This window comes from Microbacterium sp. CGR1 (genome assembly GCF_051062835.1).
Taxonomy (GTDB): domain Bacteria; phylum Actinomycetota; class Actinomycetes; order Actinomycetales; family Microbacteriaceae; genus Microbacterium.
The window spans coordinates 1,481,998-1,502,947 of sequence record NZ_JAOTPG010000001.1 but is presented as its reverse complement, the minus strand read 5'-3'; the positions used below and the strand labels follow the sequence as shown (position 1 = coordinate 1,502,947).

Sequence of the window (20,950 nt, the reverse complement as noted above, 5' to 3'; positions counted from 1 at the left end):
ATGACCGGTTTCACCGACATCCCCGGCGCTGTGATCGGTGACGACGGCATCGCCCACTTCGGCGACGCGTTCCGCGAGCAGCGCCGCCTCGCAGCGGGTGGAGCCATCGTGCCCCTCGACGACCGGACGGTCATCGAGGTCGCAGGGCCCGAACGTCTGAGCTGGCTGGATTCGATCACCTCGCAGTCCGTGGGTCGGCTCGCTCCTGGCGAGAGCACCGAGCTGCTGGTACTCGACCCGCAAGGTCGCGTCGAGCACGCGGCCGGCGTCCTGGATGACGGCTCGTCGACCTGGCTGATCGCGGATGCCGGCGACGCCGAAGCGCTCGCGACGTGGTTGACCCGCATGAAGTTCCGCACCCAGGCCACGGTCGACGTGCGCCCCGACCTCGTGCTGCTCGGCTTCGTCGACGGCGGCGCGGCCGCTGATCGCGCGCTCGCCGCGGCCTCCGCTCCCGCCGGCGCCCCACTCGTCTGGGTCGACCCGTGGCAGCGCGTGAGCGCGGGAGGTCATCAGTACGCCGAGACCGCTGAGCACCCCGGGGCCGAGCTCGACTGGCGTGTGGCGATCGCCACGAGCGAGGCCGCAGACGCGCTCGCCGCGACGCTCGCGGCCGACGAGGTCGCCGGCCTGCTCGCCGCCGAGGCGCTGCGTGTCGCAGCCTGGCGGCCGCGGTGGTCGGCCGAGGTCGACGAACGCTCGCTGCCGCACGAGTCCGACTGGATCCGCACCGCCGTGCACCTGAACAAGGGCTGCTACCGCGGGCAGGAGACGGTCGCGAAGGTCCACAACCTCGGGCACCCGCCGCGTCGCCTCGCAGCTCTCCACCTCGACGGGAGCGAGGCCGTGCTTCCGGCCGTCGGTGATGCGGTGCTCGCCGGTGACGACGAGGTCGGTCACATCACGTCGGTCGCCCGCCACCACGAAGACGGACCCATCGCGCTCGCGATCCTGTCTCGCCGCACGCCGGTCGGCGATCTCGTCGTCCGTGCAGAGGGTGCCGACATCGCCGCGACCCAGCAGGTCATCGTGCCTGCGGATGCCGGTGCCACGGCCGACATCCCCCGCCTCACGCGCCTGTCACGACGCCCCAGCGCACCGGATCCCCGCCAGGCGAGCTGAACTCGTCAATCAGGGGAGCGGCGCGACCGCATCCCACGGGAGGGTGAGCTCGCCCAACCGCCAGCGGCTCCTGCCGCCGAGCACCGGCCAGGCCTGCTCACGAAGCGCCGCGACGGCCGCGAGGAACCTCTGGGTCGCCCCGAACGTCGACAGGGAGGCTGCTCTGTCCCATTCGCGGTCGAGGTCGACGAGCAGGGCGTGCACACGTTCGCCCGGCACGTTTCGATGGATCAGCGCCTTCGGGAGTCGCTCGGCGACGATGCTCGGATGCTCGAGATCGGCCAGCCGCAGTGAGATCGTGAACCGTTGCGGTGTGCCGGCGGGGGCGACATCGATCCAGCTCGCCACCCGCCCGATCTCGTCGCAGGTGCCCTCGACGAGCAGACCGTCGGGGGCGAGGCGCGTGGCCATCGTGCGCCACGCCGCAGCGACGTCGGCCTCGTCGTACTGGCGCAGCACGTTCATCGCGCGGATCACCGCAGGGCGGCGCCCGGCGGGCAGCGGCACCTCGAACCCGCCGTAAGCGAAGGACACGCGCAGATCGGGGGAGAAGGGAGTGTTCCCCGCCTGCACCTCGACCAGCTGCCGACTCGCCGTCGCGACCCTGGCCGGGTCGATCTCGAGGCCGCGCACCTCGGCATCCGGCCGCACGCGCTGCAGTCGGGTCGCGAGCTCGAACGCGGTCACCCCGCTCGCTCCGTAGCCGAGGTCGATGACGAGCGGATCGGCGGCTCGCCGAAACGCCGGGCTCGCCGCGATCCATCTGTCGTTGCGCCGCAACCTGTTCGTCCCGGTGGTGCCGCGGGTCGGCCGACCGAGAGGAGATGAGGCCATGCGTCAATCCTCGCAGGGCCGGGGCGTGGACGCGTGGACCTCCGCCGATAAACTGGGCTCATGACTGCGAACCGCACCCTGATCCTGCTCCGTCACGGCCGGAGCGAGTGGAACGAACTGAACCTCTTCACCGGCTGGGTGGACGTCCGCCTGAACGAGCAGGGCAAGAACGAGGCACGCCGAGGCGGTGAGCTGCTGGCCGAGGCCGGCATCCTGCCCGACGTGCTGCACACCTCGCTGCTGAGCCGCGCCATCCAGACCGCTGACATCGCCCTCGATGCGGCCGACCGCCTGTGGATCCCGGTGACGCGCTCGTGGCGTCTGAACGAGCGCCACTACGGCGCTCTGCAGGGCAAGGACAAGGCCCAGACCCTCGAGGAGTTCGGTCCCGAGCAGTTCCAGCTGTGGCGTCGCTCGTTCGACGTGCCGCCGCCCCTGCTCGACGACGAGAGCGAGTTCAGCCAGGTCGGCGACGTCCGCTACGCCGACATCGACGGCGAGGTGCCCCGCACCGAGTCGCTGAAGCTCGTCATCGACCGCCTCCTGCCGTACTGGAACGACGCGATCGTCCCCGACCTCGAGGCCGGCAAGACCGTTCTCGTCACCGCTCACGGCAACTCGCTCCGCGGTCTCGTGAAGCACCTCGAGGGCATCAGCGACGACGACATCGCCGAGCTGAACATCCCCACCGGCATCCCGCTGGTCTACGAGCTCGACGAGAACAACGTCCCCACCGGCCCCGGCCGCTACCTCGACCCCGAGGCCGCCGCCGCGGGTGCCGCAGCGGTCGCCGCGCAGGGCAAGAAGTAACACCGCAGACGAAAGGGGGCGGATGCTGTCAGCATCCGCCCCCTTTTCGTGTGTCTCGTACGCTTCAGGCGTGGCCGAGCTCCTGCTGCTGCTCGATCGCGAGGGCGATGTCCTCTTCTTCGATGCGCCAGTCACCGGTCGCGAGGTAGATGACCTTCTTCGCGACGGCCACGGCGTGGTCGGCGAAGCGCTCGTGGTAGCGGCTGGCGAGCGTGGCGTCGACGGTCGCGGTGGCCTCGCCCTTCCAGTTGTCGCTGAGGACCTTCTCGAAGACGCTGGCGTGCAGCTCGTCGATGTCGTCATCGGTGTTGCGGATCGTGTCGGCCAGTTTCAGGTCCTGGGTGCGCAGCAGCTCGGAGAGCGTGCGCGAGATCTCGACGTCCAGCTCGCCCATCTTCGTGAAGGTGCCCTTGAGGCCCTTCGGGATCGCGCGCTCGGGGAAGCGCAGGCGCGCGAGCTGGGCGATGTGCTCGGACATGTCGCCCATGCGCTCGAGCGAGGCGCTGACGCGCAGGGCGGTCACGACCACGCGCAGGTCGCGAGCGACCGGCTGCTGACGGGCGAGGATCTCGATGGCCTGCTCGTCGAGCGCCACCGCCAGCGCGTCGATCTTGGCGTCATCGGCGATGACCTCTTCGGCGAGCTCGACATCGCTGGTCGCGAAGGAGCGGGTGGCTTTGTCGATGGAGACCGTGACGAGGTCTGCGATCTCCACGAGCTGGGACTGCAGGTCCTCGAGGGACTGATGGAAGACTTCGCGCATGTCGGCGCAACCTTTCGTTCGGGTCTCGGCTGTGGTGTCAACGCGAGACGGCCGGACCGTTCGCGCGAGAGGAGAGCTCAGCGCTCCCGCACAGGCCCGAAAGCGATTGTCTGCTCCGAAGGTTAACGAACGGTGCCCAGCACGTGAATAGTACTTCTCGCGTTGCCGCCAGCGTGGGTGAACCCGCCGATCCGCGGGTGAACGCACTCTACGCTGGGGATATGACCTTGCCGCAGATCGCGCTGCTCGCGTTGGCCGTCGGCCTCGTGATCGGCGTCGGCCTCTCTCTTCTCGTGGCATGGGCGTATCGCGCGAGGGCACGGGTCGCTGAGGAGACGTCGCTCTCGGTGCCCGAAGGCGTCACCGCGGTGCTGGGCAGCATGGACGACGCGGCCTGCGTGGTCGACTCGTCCGGGCTCGTGCTCGCGGTGTCGAAGGCGGCGACGCGCTTCGGCATCGAAGTCGGGGCTCCGCTCGAGAATCCCGAGCTGCGTCAGCTGGTGCGCGGCGGCCGGAGCGAGGGCGGCTCGGCCTCCGAGTCGATGCGTCTGACGCGCGGCGGTCTCAGCCTCGACCCCCGACTGGTCTCGGCCCGCGCGAGCGTGATCAGTCCGCGGATGACCCTGCTGATCATCCGCGACGTGACCGAGCAGGAGCGCCTGGATCAGATGCGCCGCGACTTCGTGGCGAACACCAGCCACGAGCTCAAGACGCCGGTCGGTGCGGTCACGCTGCTCGCCGAGGCCATCGAGTCGGCGGCAGACGACCCCGCTCAGGTGCGTCACTTCGCCAGCAGGATCTCGGCGGAGGCGTCTCGCCTCGGCCAGCTCACCGGGCGCATCATGAGCCTGTCGAGGCTGCAGGCGGAGGACGCGCTGTCGGACGTGCGACCGGTCGCGATCGACGAAGTGCTCGCCACCGCACTCGAGGCGCATGTCGTGCAGGCGGACTCGGCGGGCGTCGAGATCGCGCGCGGCGGCGACAGGGGAGTGTGGGTGCGCGGCGACTCGCAGATCCTCATCGAGGCGTTCGGCAACCTCATCGCCAATGCGATCGCCTACTCGCCGAAGGGCTCCCGGGTCGGCATCGGCGTGAAGGCCGACGAAGGCGTGGTCGAGATCGCCGTCTCCGATCAGGGCATCGGGATCGCCGAAGGCGACCGAGAGCGCATCTTCGAGCGCTTCTACCGCGCGGACGAGGCTCGATCGCGTCGCACCGGCGGCACGGGCCTCGGACTCTCGATCGTCAAGCACGCGACGCAGAGGCACGGCGGCGAGGTGCGCCTCTGGTCGCGCCCCGGACGCGGATCGACCTTCACCATCAGGCTCCCGAGGATCGATGCTCCCCCGAGGATCGACACGGACAAGAAGGACAAGAAGAAGCGCGAGCGGAAGGCTGCGAAGGCCGCAGCTCGCGTCCGAAACGGAGAGAACGCATGACCCGCATCCTTCTCGTCGAAGACGAGCCCGATCTCGCCGACCCGCTCGCATACCTGCTGCGTCGCGAGGGGTACGAGGTCGAGATCGCCGAGGACGGCCCCGGCGCTCTGACCGCGTTCCGCGAGCGCGGCGCCGACGTCGTGCTGCTCGACCTCATGCTGCCGGGGATGCCGGGCACCGAGGTGTGCCGGCAGATCCGCTCCACCTCCGCCGTGCCGATCATCATGGTCACGGCCAAGGACTCGGAGGTGGACATCGTCGTCGGGCTCGAACTCGGTGCCGACGACTACGTCACCAAGCCCTATTCGTCGCGCGAGCTGCTGGCCCGCATGCGGGCGGTGCTGCGCCGCGTGGTGCAGGCGGAGAACGAGCTCGACGAGCGGGTGCTCGACGGCGGACGCGTCTCGCTCGACATCGACCGGCACACCGTCTCGGTCGCCGGGCAGCAGATCAACATGCCGCTGAAGGAATTCGAGCTCCTCGAGGTGCTGATGCGCAACTCGGGTCGTGTTCTCACCCGCGGCCAGCTCATCGACCGCGTGTGGGGCAGCGACTACTTCGGCGACACCAAGACCCTCGACGTGCACATCAAGCGCATCCGCTCCCGCATCGAGGAGAACCCGGGGGAGCCCGTCATGCTCGTCACCGTGCGCGGACTGGGCTACCGCTTCGAGGGCTGAGCCCCCGAGCGAACCTCGGACGACAGAAGAGGCCGGCACCCCTCGGGGTGCCGGCCTCTTCGTCACGCTGTGGTGCGGATCACTCCTGCGGAGCCGGTGCGGCCGTGTCGGTCGGGACCGGCGTCGGCTCGGCCTTCTCGGCCGTGGGCACGAGGTCGGCGTAGTACGGCAGAGAACCGTCGAGCACGGGGACCTGGGTCTTGGTGCCAGCGCCGTCGCCGGACTGGAAGTGGATCTCGACCGTGGCGCCCGGCTTCGTGTCGAGACCGTCGATGCGCAGCGGCTCCTCGTCGGCGCCGAAGCTCACGGTCTTGCCCGCGGGCACCGTGACGGTGAACGGGTCGAGCCCCGCGACGGTCATCGTGAGCGTGGCCTTCTCGGTGGTCGGGTTGACGACCGCGCCGATGAAGTTGCCCACGGAGCCGTCTTCGTTCGCGACGACGAAGGCGTTTCGCACGTCGATCGGTCCGTCGGAGTCGGAGACGTTGACGCCGTCCGAACCGGAGTACTCGATCTTGGTCGACTGTGGCGTGATGAAGGTGCAGCCCGTCGCGCCGAGAAGAACGAGGGCGCTGATGGCGGCAGACGCAACAAGGCGCGATTTCACGGGTCCTCCTGAGGTCCGACGGGATATCCGCATCCCATTCTATGCGCATGCGAGGGGGCTGCCGAGGACGTGGGGGCGCGAACCTTAGCGCATGTCTGCTGTGGTATCCTTGAGGTTGCCGAAAGGACAAGTTTTTATGCTTTTTGAGGTTGGCGAAACTGTCGTCTATCCGCACCATGGCGCTGCGACCATCATCGAGGTCAAGGAGCGCGTCATCAAGGGTGAGGCGAAGAAATACCTGAAGCTCAACGTCACGCAGGGAGACCTCATCATCGAGGTACCCGCGGAGAACGTCGATCTTGTCGGGGTCCGTGATGTGATCGGCCGTGAGGGGCTCGACCATGTGTTCGAGGTGCTCCGCGCTCCGTTCACAGAAGAGCCCACGAACTGGTCGCGCCGGTACAAGGCGAACCTCGAGAAGCTCGCCTCCGGCGATGTGATCAAGGTGAGCGAGGTCGTGCGCGACCTGTGGCGTCGTGATCAGGACCGCGGTCTGTCCGCCGGTGAGAAGCGGATGCTGGCGAAGGCTCGTCAGATCCTCATCTCCGAGCTGGCTCTCGCAGAGAAGACCGACGAAGACAAGGCGAGCGCACTGCTCGACGAGGTCCTCGCGTCCTGAGCGGATCGAGACGAAGGCGGATGCTTCGGCATCCGCCTTTTTTCGTGCGCGCCGGTAACGTGAACCGGGTGAGCATGCTTCCCGTCCCTGACACCGCGATCATCGTCGTCGCCGCCGGCTCCGGCACGCGACTGGATGCCGGAGCGCCCAAGGCGTTCGTCGGCATCGACAGCCATTCGATCCTCCGCCACGCACTCGACGGTGTCTTCGCGGCAGCCCCCGCCCAGGTCATCGTCGTCGCACCCGCGGGATTCGAGGGCGATGCCGAGACGGAGCTGCGCGCCGCAGCCGGCGACCGCATCGATCTCGGCAGCGTCGTCACCGGTGGCGATACGCGCCAGCGATCGGTGGCGGCAGGGCTTGACGCCCTGTGGGGCGACGTCACGCGCGTGCTGGTGCACGACGCAGCGCGCGCGCTGACGCCTCCGGAGGTGATCGACGCAGTCGCCGCGGCCATCGACGGTGAGATCGGGATCCTCCCGACACTTCCCGTGGTCGACACGCTGAAGCGCGTGGACGGCGATGCGGTCGTCGCACCGATCGATCGCTCGAAGCTCGCCGCGGCGCAGACGCCGCAGGGCTTTCCGCGCGCGCTACTCGAAGCCGCATACGAGGCCGCCCTCTCATCCGGTGTCGAGTACACCGACGATGCGGCGCTCTACGCCGCTGCGGGTCATGACGTCCGCCAGATCCCCGGGGCGGCACGCGGATTCAAGATCACCACCGCGGCCGATCTCGAGCGGGCCCGTCACCTGCTCGCTGCAATCGCCCCGGCCCCGGCGGACGCTGCAGACGCTGCCGCCGCTGCCCCCGTGGCGTGGAGTGGGCCGCGAGTCGGGCTCGGGACGGACGTGCACGCCTTCGGCGGCGACGGCGATCTGTGGCTGGCGGGCCTCGAGTGGCCGGGGGAGCCGGCCCTGTCCGGGCACTCCGACGGCGACGCCGTGGCGCATGCCATCGTCGATGCGCTGCTGGGAGCCGCGGGGCTCGGCGACATCGGCGAGCATTTCGGAACCGCTCATCCCGAGTACGCCGGGGCGCATGCCGAGGTCTTCCTCGCACGCACCAGGGAGCTGCTGGAAGAGGCGGGCTTCGCGATCGGGAACGTCTCTGCGCAGTTCCAGGGCAACCGACCGCGGTTCAGTGCCCGCCGAGCGGAGGCCGAGCGGGTGCTATCCGCGGCACTGGGCGGGGCGCCCGTGTCGATCACCGCGACGACCACCGACGGACTCGGATTCCCCGGACGCGGTGAGGGGATCGCCGTCACCGCCGTCGCGATGGTGCACCCGCGCTGACACTGTTCATCGCACGCACGGGAATGCTCCGGCATCCGTGTTCGTTGTCGGAGAGCGTCGCGCGGTCGTCGCGCGACGAGGAGGAGGCATCATGAAGGTCCTGATCATCGGAGCCACCGGACAGGTCGGTCGAACCGCCGTGGACGCGCTGGCCGGACACGAGGTCGTCTCGGCGTCGCGCAGCAGTGAGCCGTCGGTCGACGTCACCGACTCGGCATCCATCGAGCGCCTCTTCGCCTCGGTCGGACAGGTCGACGCCGTGATCGTCGCGGTAGGAGAGGTGCCGTTCCGCCCACTCGGCGAGCTCGGCCGCGCCGACTACGAGTCGGCGTTCCGCGGCAAGGTGCTCTCGCAGCTCGACGTCGTGCGCATCGGCACGCCGTACGTGCGCGACGGCGGATCGATAACGCTGACCTCCGGCATCCTCTCCCGCGAGCCCATCGCCACCGGTGCCGCCGCGTCACTCGTCAACGGCGCCGTCGAGTCGTTCGTGCTCGCCGCCGCCGCCGAGCTGCCCCGCGGCATCCGCATCAACGCCGTGAGCCCGTCGGTGCTCGAAGACGCCCCGTCGTACCACTCGTCGTTCCCCGGCTTCGTGCCCGTGTCGTCGCATCGCGTCGGACAGGCGTTCGCGAAGAGCGTGCTCGGGGTGCAGACGGGTCAGGTCTTCCCGGTCGACTGACCTGATCAGGCCCGATCGGCCGGCCCGAAACCGCACCCAGTCTTCGGAATCGGCGGCCCGGTAAGCTTGTGCGGTGACTCTCCGCCTCTACGACACCCGCGCACAGCAGCTGCGCGACTTCGTGCCTCTCGATCCCGAGAACATCACGATGTACGTGTGCGGACCCACGGTGCAGTCCGGACCCCACATCGGGCACGTGCGCGCTGCGCTGAGCTTCGACCTCCTTCGCCGCTGGCTGACGCATCGCTTCGGACGCGTGACGTTCGTGCGCAACGTCACGGACATCGACGACAAGGTGCTCGCGAACGCGACCGACGTCGAGCCATGGTGGGCGCTGGCCTACCGGATGGAGCAGGAGTTCACGGCGGCGTATGCCGGCGTCGGCATCCTCCCGCCGACCTACGAGCCCCGAGCGACCGCATCCATCCCGCAGATGCAGGAGATCATCACCACCCTGATCGACCGCGGTCACGCGTATCCCGCTCCCGACGGCTCGGGCGACGTCTACTTCGACGTCCGCTCGTGGCCCGAGTACGGATCGCTCACGAACCAGTCGGTCGATGCCATGGAGGCGGCGGAGGACGCGGATCCCCGTGGCAAGCGCAACCCGCAGGACTTCGCGCTGTGGAAGGGTGCCAAGCCCGACGAGCAGGCGGATGCCGTGTGGCAGTCGCCCTGGGGCGCGGGGCGTCCCGGCTGGCACATCGAGTGCTCCGCGATGTCGAAGCGGTACCTCGGTGCGGAGTTCGACATCCACGGCGGCGGTCTCGACCTGCGCTTCCCGCATCACGAGAACGAGCTCGCCCAGTCGACCGCTGCCGGCGACGGGTTCGCACGGTACTGGGTGCACAACGGTCTCGTGACTGTGGGCGGCCAGAAGATGTCGAAGTCCCTCGGAAACTTCACTCTCGCGAGCGATGTGCTCGCCGAGCGCGATCCGCTCGTGGTGCGTTATGCCCTCGCCGCCGCGCACTACCGCTCGAGCCTCGATCTCACCGAATCGTCGTGGGCCGAGGCCGAGGCCGCGCTCGGGCGGATCCGCTCGTTCCTGGAGCGGGGCGATCGGCTCGCTCCTGCTCGCTGGCAGGAGCACAAGGAGGGGCTGCCCACGCCCTTCTGGGACGCGATGAACGACGACCTCGGCGTGCCGCGCGCGCTCGCCGCTATCCACGACAGCATCCGCTCCGGCAATGCGAGACTGGATGCGGGGCAGTTCGACGAGGCTCGGCAGGACGTCTCCGACGTGCACGACATGACGGCGGTGCTCGGCATCAACCCGCTCGCACGCGAATGGAGCCACGGGGGTGGCGGTGCCACGGCATCCGCCCTCGACGCGCTCGTGCAGACGATGATCGCCCAGCGTGCGCAGGCGCGCGCTGACAAGGACTGGGCGGCGGCCGATCGCATCCGTGATGCGATCGCCGCCGCAGGAATCACGCTGGAGGACTCTCCGGCCGGAACTCATTGGAGTATCGATGGCTAAGCCACAGCGCCCCGGCGCGAACAAGGGAAACAAGAAGGGCCCCACGAAGGGCACCGGCGGAATGGGGCGCAAGTCGCTCGAGGGTCGCGGACCGACCCCGAAGGCCGAGGATCGCGCCTGGCACCCCGCCGGCAAGCGCAAGGCCGCGGCCGAGCGCTACGCGGCGTCGGGTGGAAAGGGCAAGCCGGGGCAGCGTCAGACGTCCGGCGGCAACCCGAACCGCTCGGCACGCTCGAAGGACAACACCACCGAGGTCGAGGTCGTCACCGGCCGCAACTCGGTGCTCGAGGCTCTGCGCGCGAAGATCCCCGCGTCGGCGTTCTACATCGCGCAGCGCGTCGAGATGGACGACCGCGTCAAGGAGATGCTGTCGATCGCCACGAACCGCGGCATCCCGGTGCTCGAGGTGACGCGTCAGGAGCTCGACCGCATGGCCGGCTTCGACGGCGTGCATCAGGGCGTCGCCGTCAAGGTGCCGCCGTACGAGTACGCGCACCCCCAGGACCTGCTCGAGGCCGTCATCGACAAGGGCGAGGTCCCACTGTTCGTCGCGCTCGACGGCATCACCGACCCCCGCAACCTCGGGGCGATCATCCGCTCGACCGGAGCCTTCGGCGGACACGGGATCATCCTGCCGCAGCGTCGCTCGGCCGGCGTGAACTCGGCGGCGTGGAAGACCAGCGCCGGTGCCGCCGCGCGCGTTCCGGTCGCCCTGGCGACCAACCTCACGACGCAGCTCAAGGAGTTCAAGAAGCAGGGCGTCTTCGTGCTCGGCCTCGATGGCGACGGCGACGTGCTGCTGCCCGAGCTGCAGCTCGCCGATCGCCCTGTCGTGATCGTCACCGGATCCGAGGGCAAGGGCCTCTCGCGTCTGGTCGCCGAGACGTGCGATCAGATCGTCTCGATCCCGATCTCGGCCGTGACCGAGTCGCTCAACGCCGGCATCGCGACGTCCGTCGCGCTCTACCAGGTCTCATCGATCCGCAACGCGAAGAAGTAGGGGAGAAGCACATGGCTCGCATCGTCGTCCTCGGAGGAACCGGCTACGCCGGACGGCACATCGTCTCGGAGGCGGTGAGCCGCGGGCACGAGGTCGTCTCTGTGTCGCGCTCTGAGCCGTCGAACCCGGTCGAGGGCGCGCGGAACGTGCAGGGTTCCGTGCTCGATCTCGCGAGCCTCGGCGACGTCTTCGACGGTGCCGACGCCGTCGTGTCGGCTCTGTCTCCCCGTGGCGACATGGAGAACTCTGTGCTCGACGCTCTTCGAGGGCTCATCGAGAAGGTGACGGGCACGAAGACCCGCATCGGTGTGGTCGGCGGAGCCGGCGGCAGCCTGGTGGCTCCCGGCGGTCCCCGACTCTTCGACCTGGACTTCCCCGAGGAGTACAAGCACGAGGCGCAGGTCGGCATCGACTCTCTTGCACTGCTCGAGTCGACCGACGAGTCGCTCGACTGGTTCTTCGTGCACCCGGCAGAGGTCTTCGGTCCCTGGGCCGAGGGCGAGCGCACCGGGCACTACCGCGACGGCGGCGACGTCCTCGTGCGCGACGCCGACGGCAAGTCGTTCATCTCGGGTGCGGACTTCGCGATCGCCGTGGTCGACGAGGTCGAGCGCGCTGCGCACCACCGGTCGCGCTTCACCGTCGGGTACTGAAGCGCGGGGTGCCGGTCAGACGAGGTCGCGCCAGTCGATCTCGTCGTCGTCATCGGTGACGGGGTTCGCGCCCGTGATCACCGGCAGGCTCATGGTCTCGGTGGGCGGACCCATGATGGTCGCCTCGTCGCGCCGGTGCCGCAGCACCTCGTTGATGTAGCTGGTCAGCACCTCAGCGAGCGGCACGGAGCGTCCCTGCGCCTGCGACAGGTACCAGCGGTGCTCGAGCACCTGGTGGAACACCTCGGCGGGTTCGAGCTTGGCGCGCAGCTCCCAGGGGATCGCACGCACGACGGGCTCGAACACGCGGGTCAGCCACTCGTGCGCGTACATCTCCTCGTCGGCCCACTGCTTGGTGGACCGGGCGCGGAACTCGTCGAGGTCGTTGAGCAGACGTCGCGCCTGGTTCTCTTCGACATCGAGTCCGGTGAGGCGGATGAGGCGCCGCTGGTGGTGCCCAGCATCCACCACCTTCGGCTGGATCTCGACGACCGTGCCGTCGGAGGTGGTCGACATCGACATCTCGTCGATGTCGAATCCGAGCGCGTTGAGACGCTCGACGCGCTCGGTGATGCGCCAGGTCTCGGCTGAGGCGAAGGACTCTTGCACCGTCAGCTCGGCCCACAGTGAGCGGTACGACGAGACGATGCCGTCGGCGATCGCGATAGCGTCGACGCCGTGCTCGAGGCGTCCGCCCGCAGCGAGGTCCATGATCTCGCCGGCGATGTTCGTGCGGGCGAGGTCGAGGTCGTAGGCGCGCTGGCCGTCGGTCAGGCCCTCCTCGTGCAGTTCGCCCGTCTCAGCATCGACGAGGTATGCCGCGTAGGCGCCGGCGTCGCGCCGGAAGAGGGTGTTCGAAAGTGAGACGTCGCCCCAGTAGAAGCCGACGTTGTGCAGGCGCACGAGCAGCACGGCCAGGGCGTCGACGAGGCGTGTGGCGGTGTCGGGCCGAAGGACACGGGTGAAGAGGGCGCGGTACGGCATCGAGAATCGCAGGTGCGAGGTCACGAGCGCGGCGGGAAGCGGTTCGCCCGCGGCATCCGTGCGTCCTGCGATCACCGCGACGCGGCCGACGCACGGGATGTCGAGGCGTGCGAGGTTGCCGAGCATCTCGTACTCGCGCTTCGCCATCTCGTCGGTGGTCTCCTTGACGGCGACGACGCGACCGGAGAGGTCGGCGAACCGCACCAGGTGGCGCGAGAGGCCCTTCGGCAGCGACACGATCTGCTCGGACGGCCACTTGGCCAGTGTCGTCGACCAGGGGAGAGCGAGCAGACCGGGGTCGATCGAGCTCGCGGTGATCCGCAGCGCATCCTGCATGGCTCTCCAGACGGTGTGTGGGAAAAGCAGAAGCGGCGCGGGTGACCGAAGTCAGCCCGCGCCGCGTCTGTGGATCCGATCAGGCGGAGACGATCGGCTTGTCGTTCAGGCGCACACCCGACTCGATGTCGAATGCGTGCACGTGGCCCGCGTTCGCCGCGAGGGTGACGGTCTCACCCGCGTTGGGGTGGCTGCGACCGTCGACACGGGCGACCAGGTCGGCGCGCTTGCCGTTGATCTCGGTGTGACCGTAGAGGTAGCCGTCGGCGCCGAGCTCCTCGACGAGGTCGACGACGACCGAGAGGCCCTTACCGTCGGCCGGGCCGACGGTGATGTCCTCGGGGCGCACGCCCACGGTGACCTGCGAGCCGTTGGCACGGCCCACTGTGTCGCGGTCGAGCGGGACGACCTCGGTGCCGAAGCGGATGCCGCCCTCAGCCAGGTCTGCGCTGAACAGGTTCATGGCGGGGGAGCCGATGAAGCCGGCGACGAACACGTTCTCGGGCTTCTCGTACAGGTCGCGCGGCGAGCCGACCTGCTGCAGCAGTCCGTCCTTGAGGACCGCGATGCGGTCACCCATGGTGAGGGCCTCGGTCTGGTCGTGCGTGACGTAGACCGTGGTGACGCCGAGACGACGCTGCAGCGACGCGATCTGCGTACGCGTCTGGACACGGAGCTTGGCGTCGAGGTTCGACAGCGGCTCATCCATGAGGAAGACCTGGGGCTGACGGACGATCGCGCGACCCATCGCGACACGCTGACGCTGACCACCCGAGAGGGCCTTCGGCTTGCGGGTCAGGTACTCCTCGAGGTCGAGCAGCTTGGCGGCCTCGAGAACACGGCTGGCGCGCTCTTCCTTGCCGACGCCGGCGATCTTGAGCGCGAAGCCCATGTTCTCGGCGACCGTCATGTGCGGGTACAGCGCGTAGTTCTGGAAGACCATCGCGATGTCGCGGTCCTTCGGCGGGACGTCGGTCACGTCGCGGTCACCGATGAGGATGCGACCGGCGTTGACCTCTTCGAGGCCGGCGAGCATACGCAGCGAGGTGGACTTTCCGCAGCCGGAAGGGCCGACGAGAACGAGGAATTCGCCATCGGCGACCTCGAGGTTGAGCTTGTCGACAGCCGGGCGGGTTCCGCCGGGGTAGAGGCGGGTGGCCTCGTCGAAAGTCACAGATGCCATTGTGTTTCTCCTTCACCGGCAGGTACGTGCCGGACGATCCGTAGTGATAGAGCGGCGGAGTGATCCGCCGTGACCCCTCATTGGGTCGGGTTCAGTATGCCAGAAACCTGTCTATCTGGGTATTTCTCAGCCTGGCTGGTTAACATCGTTCTCGGCCGCTTAACGCGGCGTTCGCCGCCCGAGTGGCGTCCGGGGCCACCCTGCCCCCCTGAGACTGTCTAGAGGAACGATGTCGAGCGACGAGACGCCGAACGTCCCCAGCCCTCGCAATTCGCGTGAGGTCGTGCGGGAGAAGGCACAGAAGGTGCATGCCCAGCAGTCGAGGGCGCGCGTGATGCGACGGATCATCCTCGGCGCCATCGCCGTGGTCGCGGTCGGTGCGATCGGCACCGCCATCACGCTCGCCGTCTCGGCGCAGGTGTCGAAGCCGCAGCTCACGCCCGGCGGCATGGACGATGACGGCATCCTCGTCTCCGACATCAGCGCGACTGCGGCCTCTGACGAAGGCGTCGTTGCTCCCAGCCCCGACGAGACCGAGGCCGGAGGCGAGGCGACGCCGACCCCCGCACCGACGACCTCGAGCACCGTCGACATCCACATCTACGTCGACTACCTGTCGCCGGACGCCGGTGAGTTCGAGCGCGCGAACGCCCGCCAGCTCGTGAACTGGATCACCGAGGGCGCGGCGACCGTGACGTACCACCCGGTCGCACTGCTCACCGCCAGCTCGAACGGTACCAAGTACTCGCTGCGCTCCGCCGCAGCCGCAGCGTGCGTCGCCACGCATTCGCCGTCGCAGTTCTACGCCTTCAACCACGACCTGCTCGACGACCAGCCCGAGGTGAACACCGACGGGTTCTCCGACGCGCAGCTCGCCGACATCGCCGGTGCCGTGGGCTCGGACAACGTCAAGAGCGTGCGCTCCTGCATCGAGAACCAGGACTACGTGACCTGGGCGAAGGATGCCACCTCGCGCGCCCTCGAGGGGCCGCTCGTCGGCTCTGACGACCTCGTGCTGACCGCTGCGCCCATGATCGTCGTCAACGGCGAGGCATACGTCGGTGCGCTCGACGACCCGAGCGAGTTCTCGCAGTTCGTGCTGACCGTCGCGAGCGATGCCTATTACTCCACCGAGTCGCCCAGCCCGACGCCGACTCCCACGCCGACCACCGCGCCGTAGTTTCTCGGCACCAGTCACCCCTCGCTAAGCTGGGTGGCGTTCGCCGACTTGGCGCAATTGGTAGCGCACCGTACTTGTAATACGGGGGTTGCAGGTTCGAGTCCTGTAGTCGGCACCGCACGCGAAGGCCCGCATCCCGGGATGGCTCCAGGGACACGGGCCTTCGCTCTGCCTGGGCGGAGAACGTCCCGACGGAGACCCCGAAGGAGCGGAGAGGCGACCTAGTCGTTCTCGCTGCGGCGCATCTGCTCCCAGACGACGGTCCAGACGAGCCCGATCATGAGACCCGCGGGAGCACCGATCGCGGCGCCGATCCCGGGGTCGCCCGCGGCAGTGCCGATGCCGAGCCCGACGACTGCGCCGATGGGGAGGCCGAGCATCAGCGGCAGGGAGGCCATGCCGCCTCGAGGTTCACGCCGGGGGTTCATCGGGCCAACGATACGCGACTGGGAATGCGGGAGTTCGCCGAACGAAGACTCCTCGCACGACACACATCGTCACATGCGAAATAGTGTGCGGGGGTCTCGGGTTGTCCCGAGTATGACTCGTATCGGAAACAGTGACCTTGACGTCTTCCCCCTCTCGCTCGGCGGCAACGTGTTCGGCTGGACGGCCGACCGCGACGCATCGTTCGCCGTGCTCGACGCGTTCGTCGACGGGGGAGGCGACTTCATCGACACCGCCGACGCGTACAGCGCGTGGGTGCCGGGCAACTCGGGTGGCGAGAGCGAGACGATCATCGGCGAATGGCTCGCCTCGCGCAAGCCCGAGGGCGTGGTCGTCGCCACCAAGGTGAGCCAGCACCCGGAGTTCAAGGGACTCGCGGCCTCGAACATCCGCAAGGCTGCCGAAGCGTCGCTGGGCCGCCTCGGGGTCGACACGATCGACCTCTACTACGCGCACTTCGACGACGAGACCGTGCCGCTGGAGGAGACCGTCGGGGCCTTCGGCCAGCTCGTCGCCGACGGCCTGGTGCGCAACGTCGCCGTCTCGAACTACAGCGCAGACCGCATCCGCGAATGGGTCGAGATCGCCCGACGCACGGGCGTCGCCCTGCCCGTCGCCGTGCAGCCGCACTACAACCTCGTGCACCGCAACGACGTCGAGGAGACGATCATCCCGGTGGCCGAAGAATTCGGTCTCGGCCTCGTGCCGTATTACTCGCTCGCGAGCGGATTCCTGACCGGAAAGTACCGCTCAGCCGATACCGAGGGGCAGACCTCGCCCCGTGCCTCGGGCGCAGCGAAGTACGCCACCGAAGCGGGTCTGCGCATCATCGACACGCTCGAGCAGATCGGCGACGCGCACGGCGCCTCGATCGCCGCGACCTCGCTCGCATGGCTGCGCGCCCAGCCGACGGTGGCTGCTCCGATCGCCAGCGCCCGCACCGTCGAGCAGGTGCCGGATCTCCTCGCCGGCGCTCGTCTCGAGCTGACCACAGACGAGGTCGACGCGCTCAACCGCGTGTCGGAGTGGACTCCGGCGAAGGCCTGACAGACCTCGCGCCCTGCCCGCCGACTCACCCGTCGGAGGGCAGGGCGTCGTCGTCGATGAGTCCGAGGCGGTGGGCCAGGATGACCAGATGGATACGGTCGCGGGCCCCGAGCTTCGCGAGCACGCGTCCCACGTGCGTCTTCACCGTCGACTCGCTGACGAACAGCGCCTGCGCGATCTCGGCGTTCGTCAGCCCCCGCGCGATCTCGAGGAACACGTCGCGTTCCCGGTCGGTGAGGTCGGTCGTGGGGTCGTCGATCGTGACGGCAGGCGGCGTCGGAGTGGTGCCCAATCCCGGCGTCACGTGTTCCAGCAGCATCCGGGTGACCCTCGGCGCGAGCGCCGCGTCTCCTCGGTGGATGGCGCGGATGGCCGAGATCATCTCGTGCCGTTGCGCGTCCTTCAGCAGGAATCCGCTGGCCCCCGCACGGATCGCTCCGAACGCGTACTCGTCGAGATCGAACGTCGTCAGCACCAGCACACGAGTCTCGGGGTGCGCGCGGACGATGGCCTCCGTCGCCGCGATGCCGTCGAGCCCCGGCATCCGGATGTCCATCAGCACCACATCGGGCTGCAGCGCCGCGGCTTGAGCGATCGCCGCGTGACCGTCTTCCGCCTCGCCGACCACCACCATGTCGGCCTCGGCTTCGAGCACCATCCGGAAGCCGAGGCGGATGAGCTGCTGGTCGTCGACGAGCAGCAGCGAGATCGGGGCATTCATGGTCGGTCCTCCGGATCGGGGTCGATGAGTTCGCTCGGATCGGGCGCCATCGGCAGCTCGGCGCGCAGCATCCACCTGCCGCCCTCCAGCGGCTCGGAGACGATGCTTCCTCCGGCGTGCGCGGCGCGCTCGGCGAGACCGCGAAGGCCGAATCCCGATGTGCCGACCGGACCCGTGGCGCCGTCGTTGACGATCTCGGCCGTCACCGCATCGGCCGTGTACACGAGTCGGACGGCGATCGACGTCGCACCCGGTGCATGCCGCATCGCGTTGGTGACGCCCTCCTGCACGATGCGCCCGACAGCATGGGCGACGGCGGGAGAGAGGTCGGCGCCGCCCGAGACCGAGAGCGTCACGGGGTAGCCGGCGCGCTGCGCGTGCGAGACGGTCTCCTGCGGAGGCGTCGGCGCCAGGGGCGCGAGAGGCAGAGGGGAGTCGTCGGCGCGCAGGACACCGAGCATCGCCCGCATCTCGGTGAGGGCGCTGCGGGCCGTCTCGGCCGATGCCGTGGACGCTGCCCGTGCCTGATCGGCGTCGGAGGTGGCAGCGGCTCCCTCCGACAGGGCGACGATCACCGTCAGCGAATGCGAGACGATGTCGTGCATCTCGCGGGCGGTGCGGGCGCGCTCTCCGGCGGCCGCGAGCTGCGCCTGCTGGTCGCGCTCGACGAGCAGCTGTCGGGACCGGTCGATCACGGCGGCGAGATAGCGTTTGCGACCGCCCACGTTGACGCCGATGAGCGTGCCGATCAATCCGAGCACGAGCGACATGATGACGGCGTTCGCGGTGATCTGCAGGGTGATGACGCCGGTGAGGGTGAGCAGTCCGCCGAAGGCGGCGAGCGTGGCGAGTCCGATGCCGAAGCCCGTCCACGCGGCTCGCGACGAGCGGTACACCGCGAGCGAGTAGCAGGTGACCAGCAGCAGTGGCGAGCCGATCGGCTGCAGGGCGAAGAGGAATCCGGCCTCGAGCGCGAAGGAGGCGACGAACGGCACCAGCGGACGTCGGCGCCGCCACAGCAGCGTCGTGCAGGCGGCGACGACGGAGGCGGGGACCAGGATGGCCACCCCGATGGCGAGTGGTGCCGGCAGGTCGTTCGTGATGACTCCGGCGGGGACCAGCGAGAGCAGCAGGCACACCAGCGCTATCAGGACGTCGGCGACCACCGGATGCCGCGCCCAGAAGCGTCGAAGGACCCCCGGCGGACGCGGCAGCCGCAGCGCCTCGTCCTCGCGGACTGAGGTGCTGCGGCTGCGCGTTCTGCTCACCGGCCGACTCTACGCGGCCTGATCGCGGGTCATCACGATCACGCGTCGCGCGTGCGGAGCACGGCCCAGGCGGCGAGCATCGATGCGACGACCCATCCGGCCAGCGTCACGTAGGCGACCGGGCCTTCGAGGGCTGCGCCCTCGGGCAGGATCGCGCTCTGCGCGGCGGCGACGGGCAGGTAGTTCGCGGCATCCATCACCCAGGCCCATGCCTCGCCGGCGATCGCGAAGAAGCTCGCGACGATCGGCAGCACGAACAGGAGTCCCACGGTCGCGGCGATCGCTCCGGCGCCCGAGCGCAGGATGAAGCCGAACGCGACGCCGATCAGGGCGAAGACCGCCATGGCGAGCGAGGAGACGACGATCGGGAGGATCGACATCGACGGGTCGCTCCAGTCGATGCTCTGATCACGCGGGGCGACGATCGCGGAGACCGCGACGGCCGCAGCGGTGAAGATCACCAGCGACGACACGAACAGGAAGAGGCCGATCACGGTCGCCTTGGCGGCGAGCACGGATCCGCGCTTCGGGTTGGCCGCGAGCGTCGAGCGGATCATCCCGGTGGAGTACTCACCGGTGACCGAGATCGCACCGAGGATGCCGGCGAGCAGCATCGTGAACTGGATGGGCATCACGACGGCCTGGATGGGCTCGAAGCCCGGAACATCGACCGCCTGTGCGATGAGCACGGCGATGCCGATCGTGAGGATCGCGGCGATGCCGATCGACCACCAGGTCGAGCGCAGCGTCGAGAGCTTGATCCACTCGCCGCGGACCGCCCGGACGAACGTGAGGCGTCGGCTGGTGTCGACCTGTGCGCGGGTGAGGGGAGGAGCCTGGACGGTCATGAGATCTCCTTCGTCCGGTACTCGACCGAGTCGCCGGTGAGCGCGAGGTACGCGTCTTCGAGCGATCCTGTGGTCGGGGTGAGTTCGTGCAGGGGGATGCCGCGATCTGCGGCGAGGTCGCCGATGCGCGACGCGGGCAGACCGACGATGTCGAGAAGGTCGGGAGCGGAGCTCACGATCTCGACCGACGGTCCTCCGACGGCAGCCGCCAGATCGGCGGCACGGGGAGTGCGCACGCGCACGGTGTTCGTCGTCCACGCGCGCACCAGCTCCTGCAGCGGAGCATCGGCGAGCACCTGGCCGCGGCCCATCACGATCACGTGATCGGCGGTCTGCGCCATCTCGCTCATCAGGTGGCTCGACAGCAGGACCGTCCGCCCCTCGGACGCCGCGTGGCGCACGAACTGGCGCACCCAGCGCACTCCCTCGGGGTCGAGGCCGTTGACCGGCTCGTCGAGGATCAGGGTGTGCGGGTCGCCGAGCAGTGCGGAGGCGATGCCGAGTCGCTGTCCCATGCCGAGCGAGAACTTGCCCGCGCGCTTGCGGGCGACGGGTCCGATGCCTGCGAGGTCGATGACCTCGTCGACACGGGAGGCGGGGATGCCGTGGGTCGCCGCCATCGCGCGAAGGTGATTGCGTGCGGTGCGACCGGTGTGCACTGCCTTCGCATCGAGCAGGACACCGACCTCGGTGAGCGGCGCGCGGAGCTTGCGGTACTCCCGTCCGCCGACCGTCGCCGTGCCGGAGGTGGGCCGGTCGAGGCCGACGATCATGCGCATCGTCGTGGACTTGCCCGCACCGTTCGGCCCGAGGAATCCCGTGACCGTGCCCGGCTGCACCGTGAACGACACGTCCTGGACGGCTGTCTTGTCTCCGAATCTCTTCGTGAGGCCTTCTGCTGTGATCATGTCTTCGACGCTACAGACCGGTCCCGCGCCCGCGCGTCCTC

Annotated in this window: 22 protein-coding genes and 1 tRNA gene; 13 read left to right on the top strand and 10 right to left on the bottom strand. The window is 69.0% G+C overall.

Going from position 1 to position 20,950, the window contains the following annotated elements:
* On the top strand, positions 1-1,122 hold the full coding sequence (locus tag OD997_RS07415) for a YgfZ/GcvT domain-containing protein (RefSeq protein WP_434331025.1): 1,122 nt from the start codon (positions 1-3) through the stop codon (positions 1,120-1,122).
* Between the two features lie 9 nt (positions 1,123-1,131).
* On the opposite strand, the gene OD997_RS07410 is transcribed toward OD997_RS07415, so the two are convergent.
* Complete coding sequence (locus OD997_RS07410) at positions 1,132-1,956, bottom strand: class I SAM-dependent methyltransferase (RefSeq protein WP_434331024.1); 825 nt, start codon at positions 1,954-1,956, stop codon at positions 1,132-1,134.
* A gap of 60 nt (positions 1,957-2,016) precedes the next feature.
* Between OD997_RS07410 and OD997_RS07405 the strand changes: the two genes are divergently transcribed.
* A complete protein-coding gene (locus tag OD997_RS07405; protein WP_434331023.1) occupies positions 2,017-2,766 on the top strand; it encodes a phosphoglyceromutase in 750 nt (249 codons plus the stop codon).
* Between the two features lie 64 nt (positions 2,767-2,830).
* Here OD997_RS07405 and phoU read toward each other — a convergent pair whose 3' ends face one another.
* The gene (phoU, locus tag OD997_RS07400) at positions 2,831-3,529 is read right to left on the bottom strand and encodes a phosphate signaling complex protein PhoU (protein ID WP_056513816.1); all 699 of its coding nucleotides are present in this window, start codon (positions 3,527-3,529) and stop codon (positions 2,831-2,833) included.
* Between the two features lie 221 nt (positions 3,530-3,750).
* Between phoU and OD997_RS07395 the strand changes: the two genes are divergently transcribed.
* Together OD997_RS07395 and OD997_RS07390 are read left to right on the top strand one after the other, a co-directional pair.
* Positions 3,751-4,968 (top strand): sensor histidine kinase, encoded by a 1,218-nt coding sequence (locus OD997_RS07395; protein ID WP_434331022.1) that lies wholly within the window; start codon positions 3,751-3,753, stop codon positions 4,966-4,968.
* Entirely contained in the window at positions 4,965-5,648 is a 684-nt protein-coding gene (locus OD997_RS07390; protein WP_056312600.1) for a response regulator transcription factor, read from the top strand. The genes OD997_RS07395 and OD997_RS07390 overlap by 4 nt, the downstream gene beginning before the upstream one ends.
* 79 nt (positions 5,649-5,727) lie before the next feature.
* Here the strand turns inward: OD997_RS07390 and OD997_RS07385 are convergent, their stop codons facing one another.
* Positions 5,728-6,255 carry a DNA modification methylase gene (locus tag OD997_RS07385; protein ID WP_434331021.1) on the bottom strand — a complete coding sequence of 176 codons (528 nt, stop codon included), beginning with the start codon at positions 6,253-6,255 and terminating at the stop codon, positions 5,728-5,730.
* A gap of 136 nt (positions 6,256-6,391) precedes the next feature.
* Here OD997_RS07385 and OD997_RS07380 point away from each other — a divergent pair, with 136 nt between their 5' ends.
* The 6 genes from OD997_RS07380 to OD997_RS07355 all read left to right on the top strand — a co-directional run bounded on the left by OD997_RS07380 (position 6,392) and on the right by OD997_RS07355 (position 11,987).
* Positions 6,392-6,874 (top strand): CarD family transcriptional regulator, encoded by a 483-nt coding sequence (locus OD997_RS07380; RefSeq protein WP_056513806.1) that lies wholly within the window; start codon positions 6,392-6,394, stop codon positions 6,872-6,874.
* A 74-nt stretch (positions 6,875-6,948) separates the two neighbouring features.
* On the top strand, positions 6,949-8,169 hold the full coding sequence (gene ispD / locus OD997_RS07375) for a 2-C-methyl-D-erythritol 4-phosphate cytidylyltransferase (protein ID WP_434332354.1): 1,221 nt from the start codon (positions 6,949-6,951) through the stop codon (positions 8,167-8,169).
* 91 nt (positions 8,170-8,260) lie between these two features.
* Positions 8,261-8,851, top strand: coding sequence for a short chain dehydrogenase (locus OD997_RS07370; protein ID WP_434331020.1), 591 nt, complete (start codon positions 8,261-8,263; stop codon positions 8,849-8,851).
* A gap of 73 nt (positions 8,852-8,924) precedes the next feature.
* Entirely contained in the window at positions 8,925-10,334 is a 1,410-nt protein-coding gene (cysS, locus tag OD997_RS07365; RefSeq protein ID WP_434331019.1) for a cysteine--tRNA ligase, read from the top strand.
* Complete coding sequence (rlmB, locus tag OD997_RS07360) at positions 10,327-11,334, top strand: 23S rRNA (guanosine(2251)-2'-O)-methyltransferase RlmB (RefSeq protein WP_056312591.1); 1,008 nt, start codon at positions 10,327-10,329, stop codon at positions 11,332-11,334. Before cysS ends, rlmB begins: the two co-directional genes overlap by 8 nt.
* An 11-nt stretch (positions 11,335-11,345) precedes the next feature.
* A complete protein-coding gene (locus tag OD997_RS07355) occupies positions 11,346-11,987 on the top strand; it encodes an NAD(P)-dependent oxidoreductase (RefSeq protein WP_434331018.1) in 642 nt (213 codons plus the stop codon).
* A gap of 15 nt (positions 11,988-12,002) precedes the next feature.
* Here the strand turns inward: OD997_RS07355 and OD997_RS07350 are convergent, their stop codons facing one another.
* Positions 12,003-13,307 (bottom strand): DUF4032 domain-containing protein, encoded by a 1,305-nt coding sequence (locus OD997_RS07350; protein WP_434331017.1) that lies wholly within the window; start codon positions 13,305-13,307, stop codon positions 12,003-12,005.
* A gap of 79 nt (positions 13,308-13,386) precedes the next feature.
* Positions 13,387-14,490, bottom strand: coding sequence for an ABC transporter ATP-binding protein (locus tag OD997_RS07345; protein WP_056312585.1), 1,104 nt, complete (start codon positions 14,488-14,490; stop codon positions 13,387-13,389).
* Between the two features lie 229 nt (positions 14,491-14,719).
* Between OD997_RS07345 and OD997_RS07340 the strand changes: the two genes are divergently transcribed.
* Positions 14,720-15,670: a DsbA family protein gene (locus tag OD997_RS07340; RefSeq protein WP_434331016.1), complete on the top strand. Its 951-nt coding sequence runs from the start codon at positions 14,720-14,722 to the stop codon at positions 15,668-15,670.
* A 42-nt stretch (positions 15,671-15,712) separates the two neighbouring features.
* A tRNA-Thr gene (locus OD997_RS07335) sits at positions 15,713-15,785 on the top strand.
* 106 nt (positions 15,786-15,891) lie between these two features.
* Here OD997_RS07335 and OD997_RS07330 read toward each other — a convergent pair.
* Complete coding sequence (locus OD997_RS07330; RefSeq protein ID WP_434331015.1) at positions 15,892-16,068, bottom strand: hypothetical protein; 177 nt, start codon at positions 16,066-16,068, stop codon at positions 15,892-15,894.
* A gap of 142 nt (positions 16,069-16,210) precedes the next feature.
* Here OD997_RS07330 and OD997_RS07325 point away from each other — a divergent pair, with 142 nt between their 5' ends.
* On the top strand, positions 16,211-17,164 hold the full coding sequence (locus OD997_RS07325) for an aldo/keto reductase (protein WP_434331014.1): 954 nt from the start codon (positions 16,211-16,213) through the stop codon (positions 17,162-17,164).
* Positions 17,165-17,189: 25 nt separating this feature from the next.
* Here the strand turns inward: OD997_RS07325 and OD997_RS07320 are convergent, their stop codons facing one another.
* The 4 genes from OD997_RS07320 to OD997_RS07305 are packed head-to-tail and all read right to left on the bottom strand — an operon-like array spanning position 17,190 to position 20,909.
* Positions 17,190-17,885, bottom strand: coding sequence for a response regulator (locus OD997_RS07320; RefSeq protein ID WP_434331013.1), 696 nt, complete (start codon positions 17,883-17,885; stop codon positions 17,190-17,192).
* Positions 17,882-19,153: a sensor histidine kinase gene (locus OD997_RS07315; protein ID WP_434331012.1), complete on the bottom strand. Its 1,272-nt coding sequence runs from the start codon at positions 19,151-19,153 to the stop codon at positions 17,882-17,884. The genes OD997_RS07320 and OD997_RS07315 overlap by 4 nt, the downstream gene beginning before the upstream one ends.
* 38 nt (positions 19,154-19,191) lie before the next feature.
* Complete coding sequence (locus tag OD997_RS07310) at positions 19,192-20,001, bottom strand: ABC transporter permease (protein WP_434331011.1); 810 nt, start codon at positions 19,999-20,001, stop codon at positions 19,192-19,194.
* A complete protein-coding gene (locus OD997_RS07305; protein ID WP_311244495.1) occupies positions 19,998-20,909 on the bottom strand; it encodes an ABC transporter ATP-binding protein in 912 nt (303 codons plus the stop codon). Before OD997_RS07305 ends, OD997_RS07310 begins: the two co-directional genes overlap by 4 nt.
* Positions 20,910-20,950 lie beyond the last annotated feature (41 nt).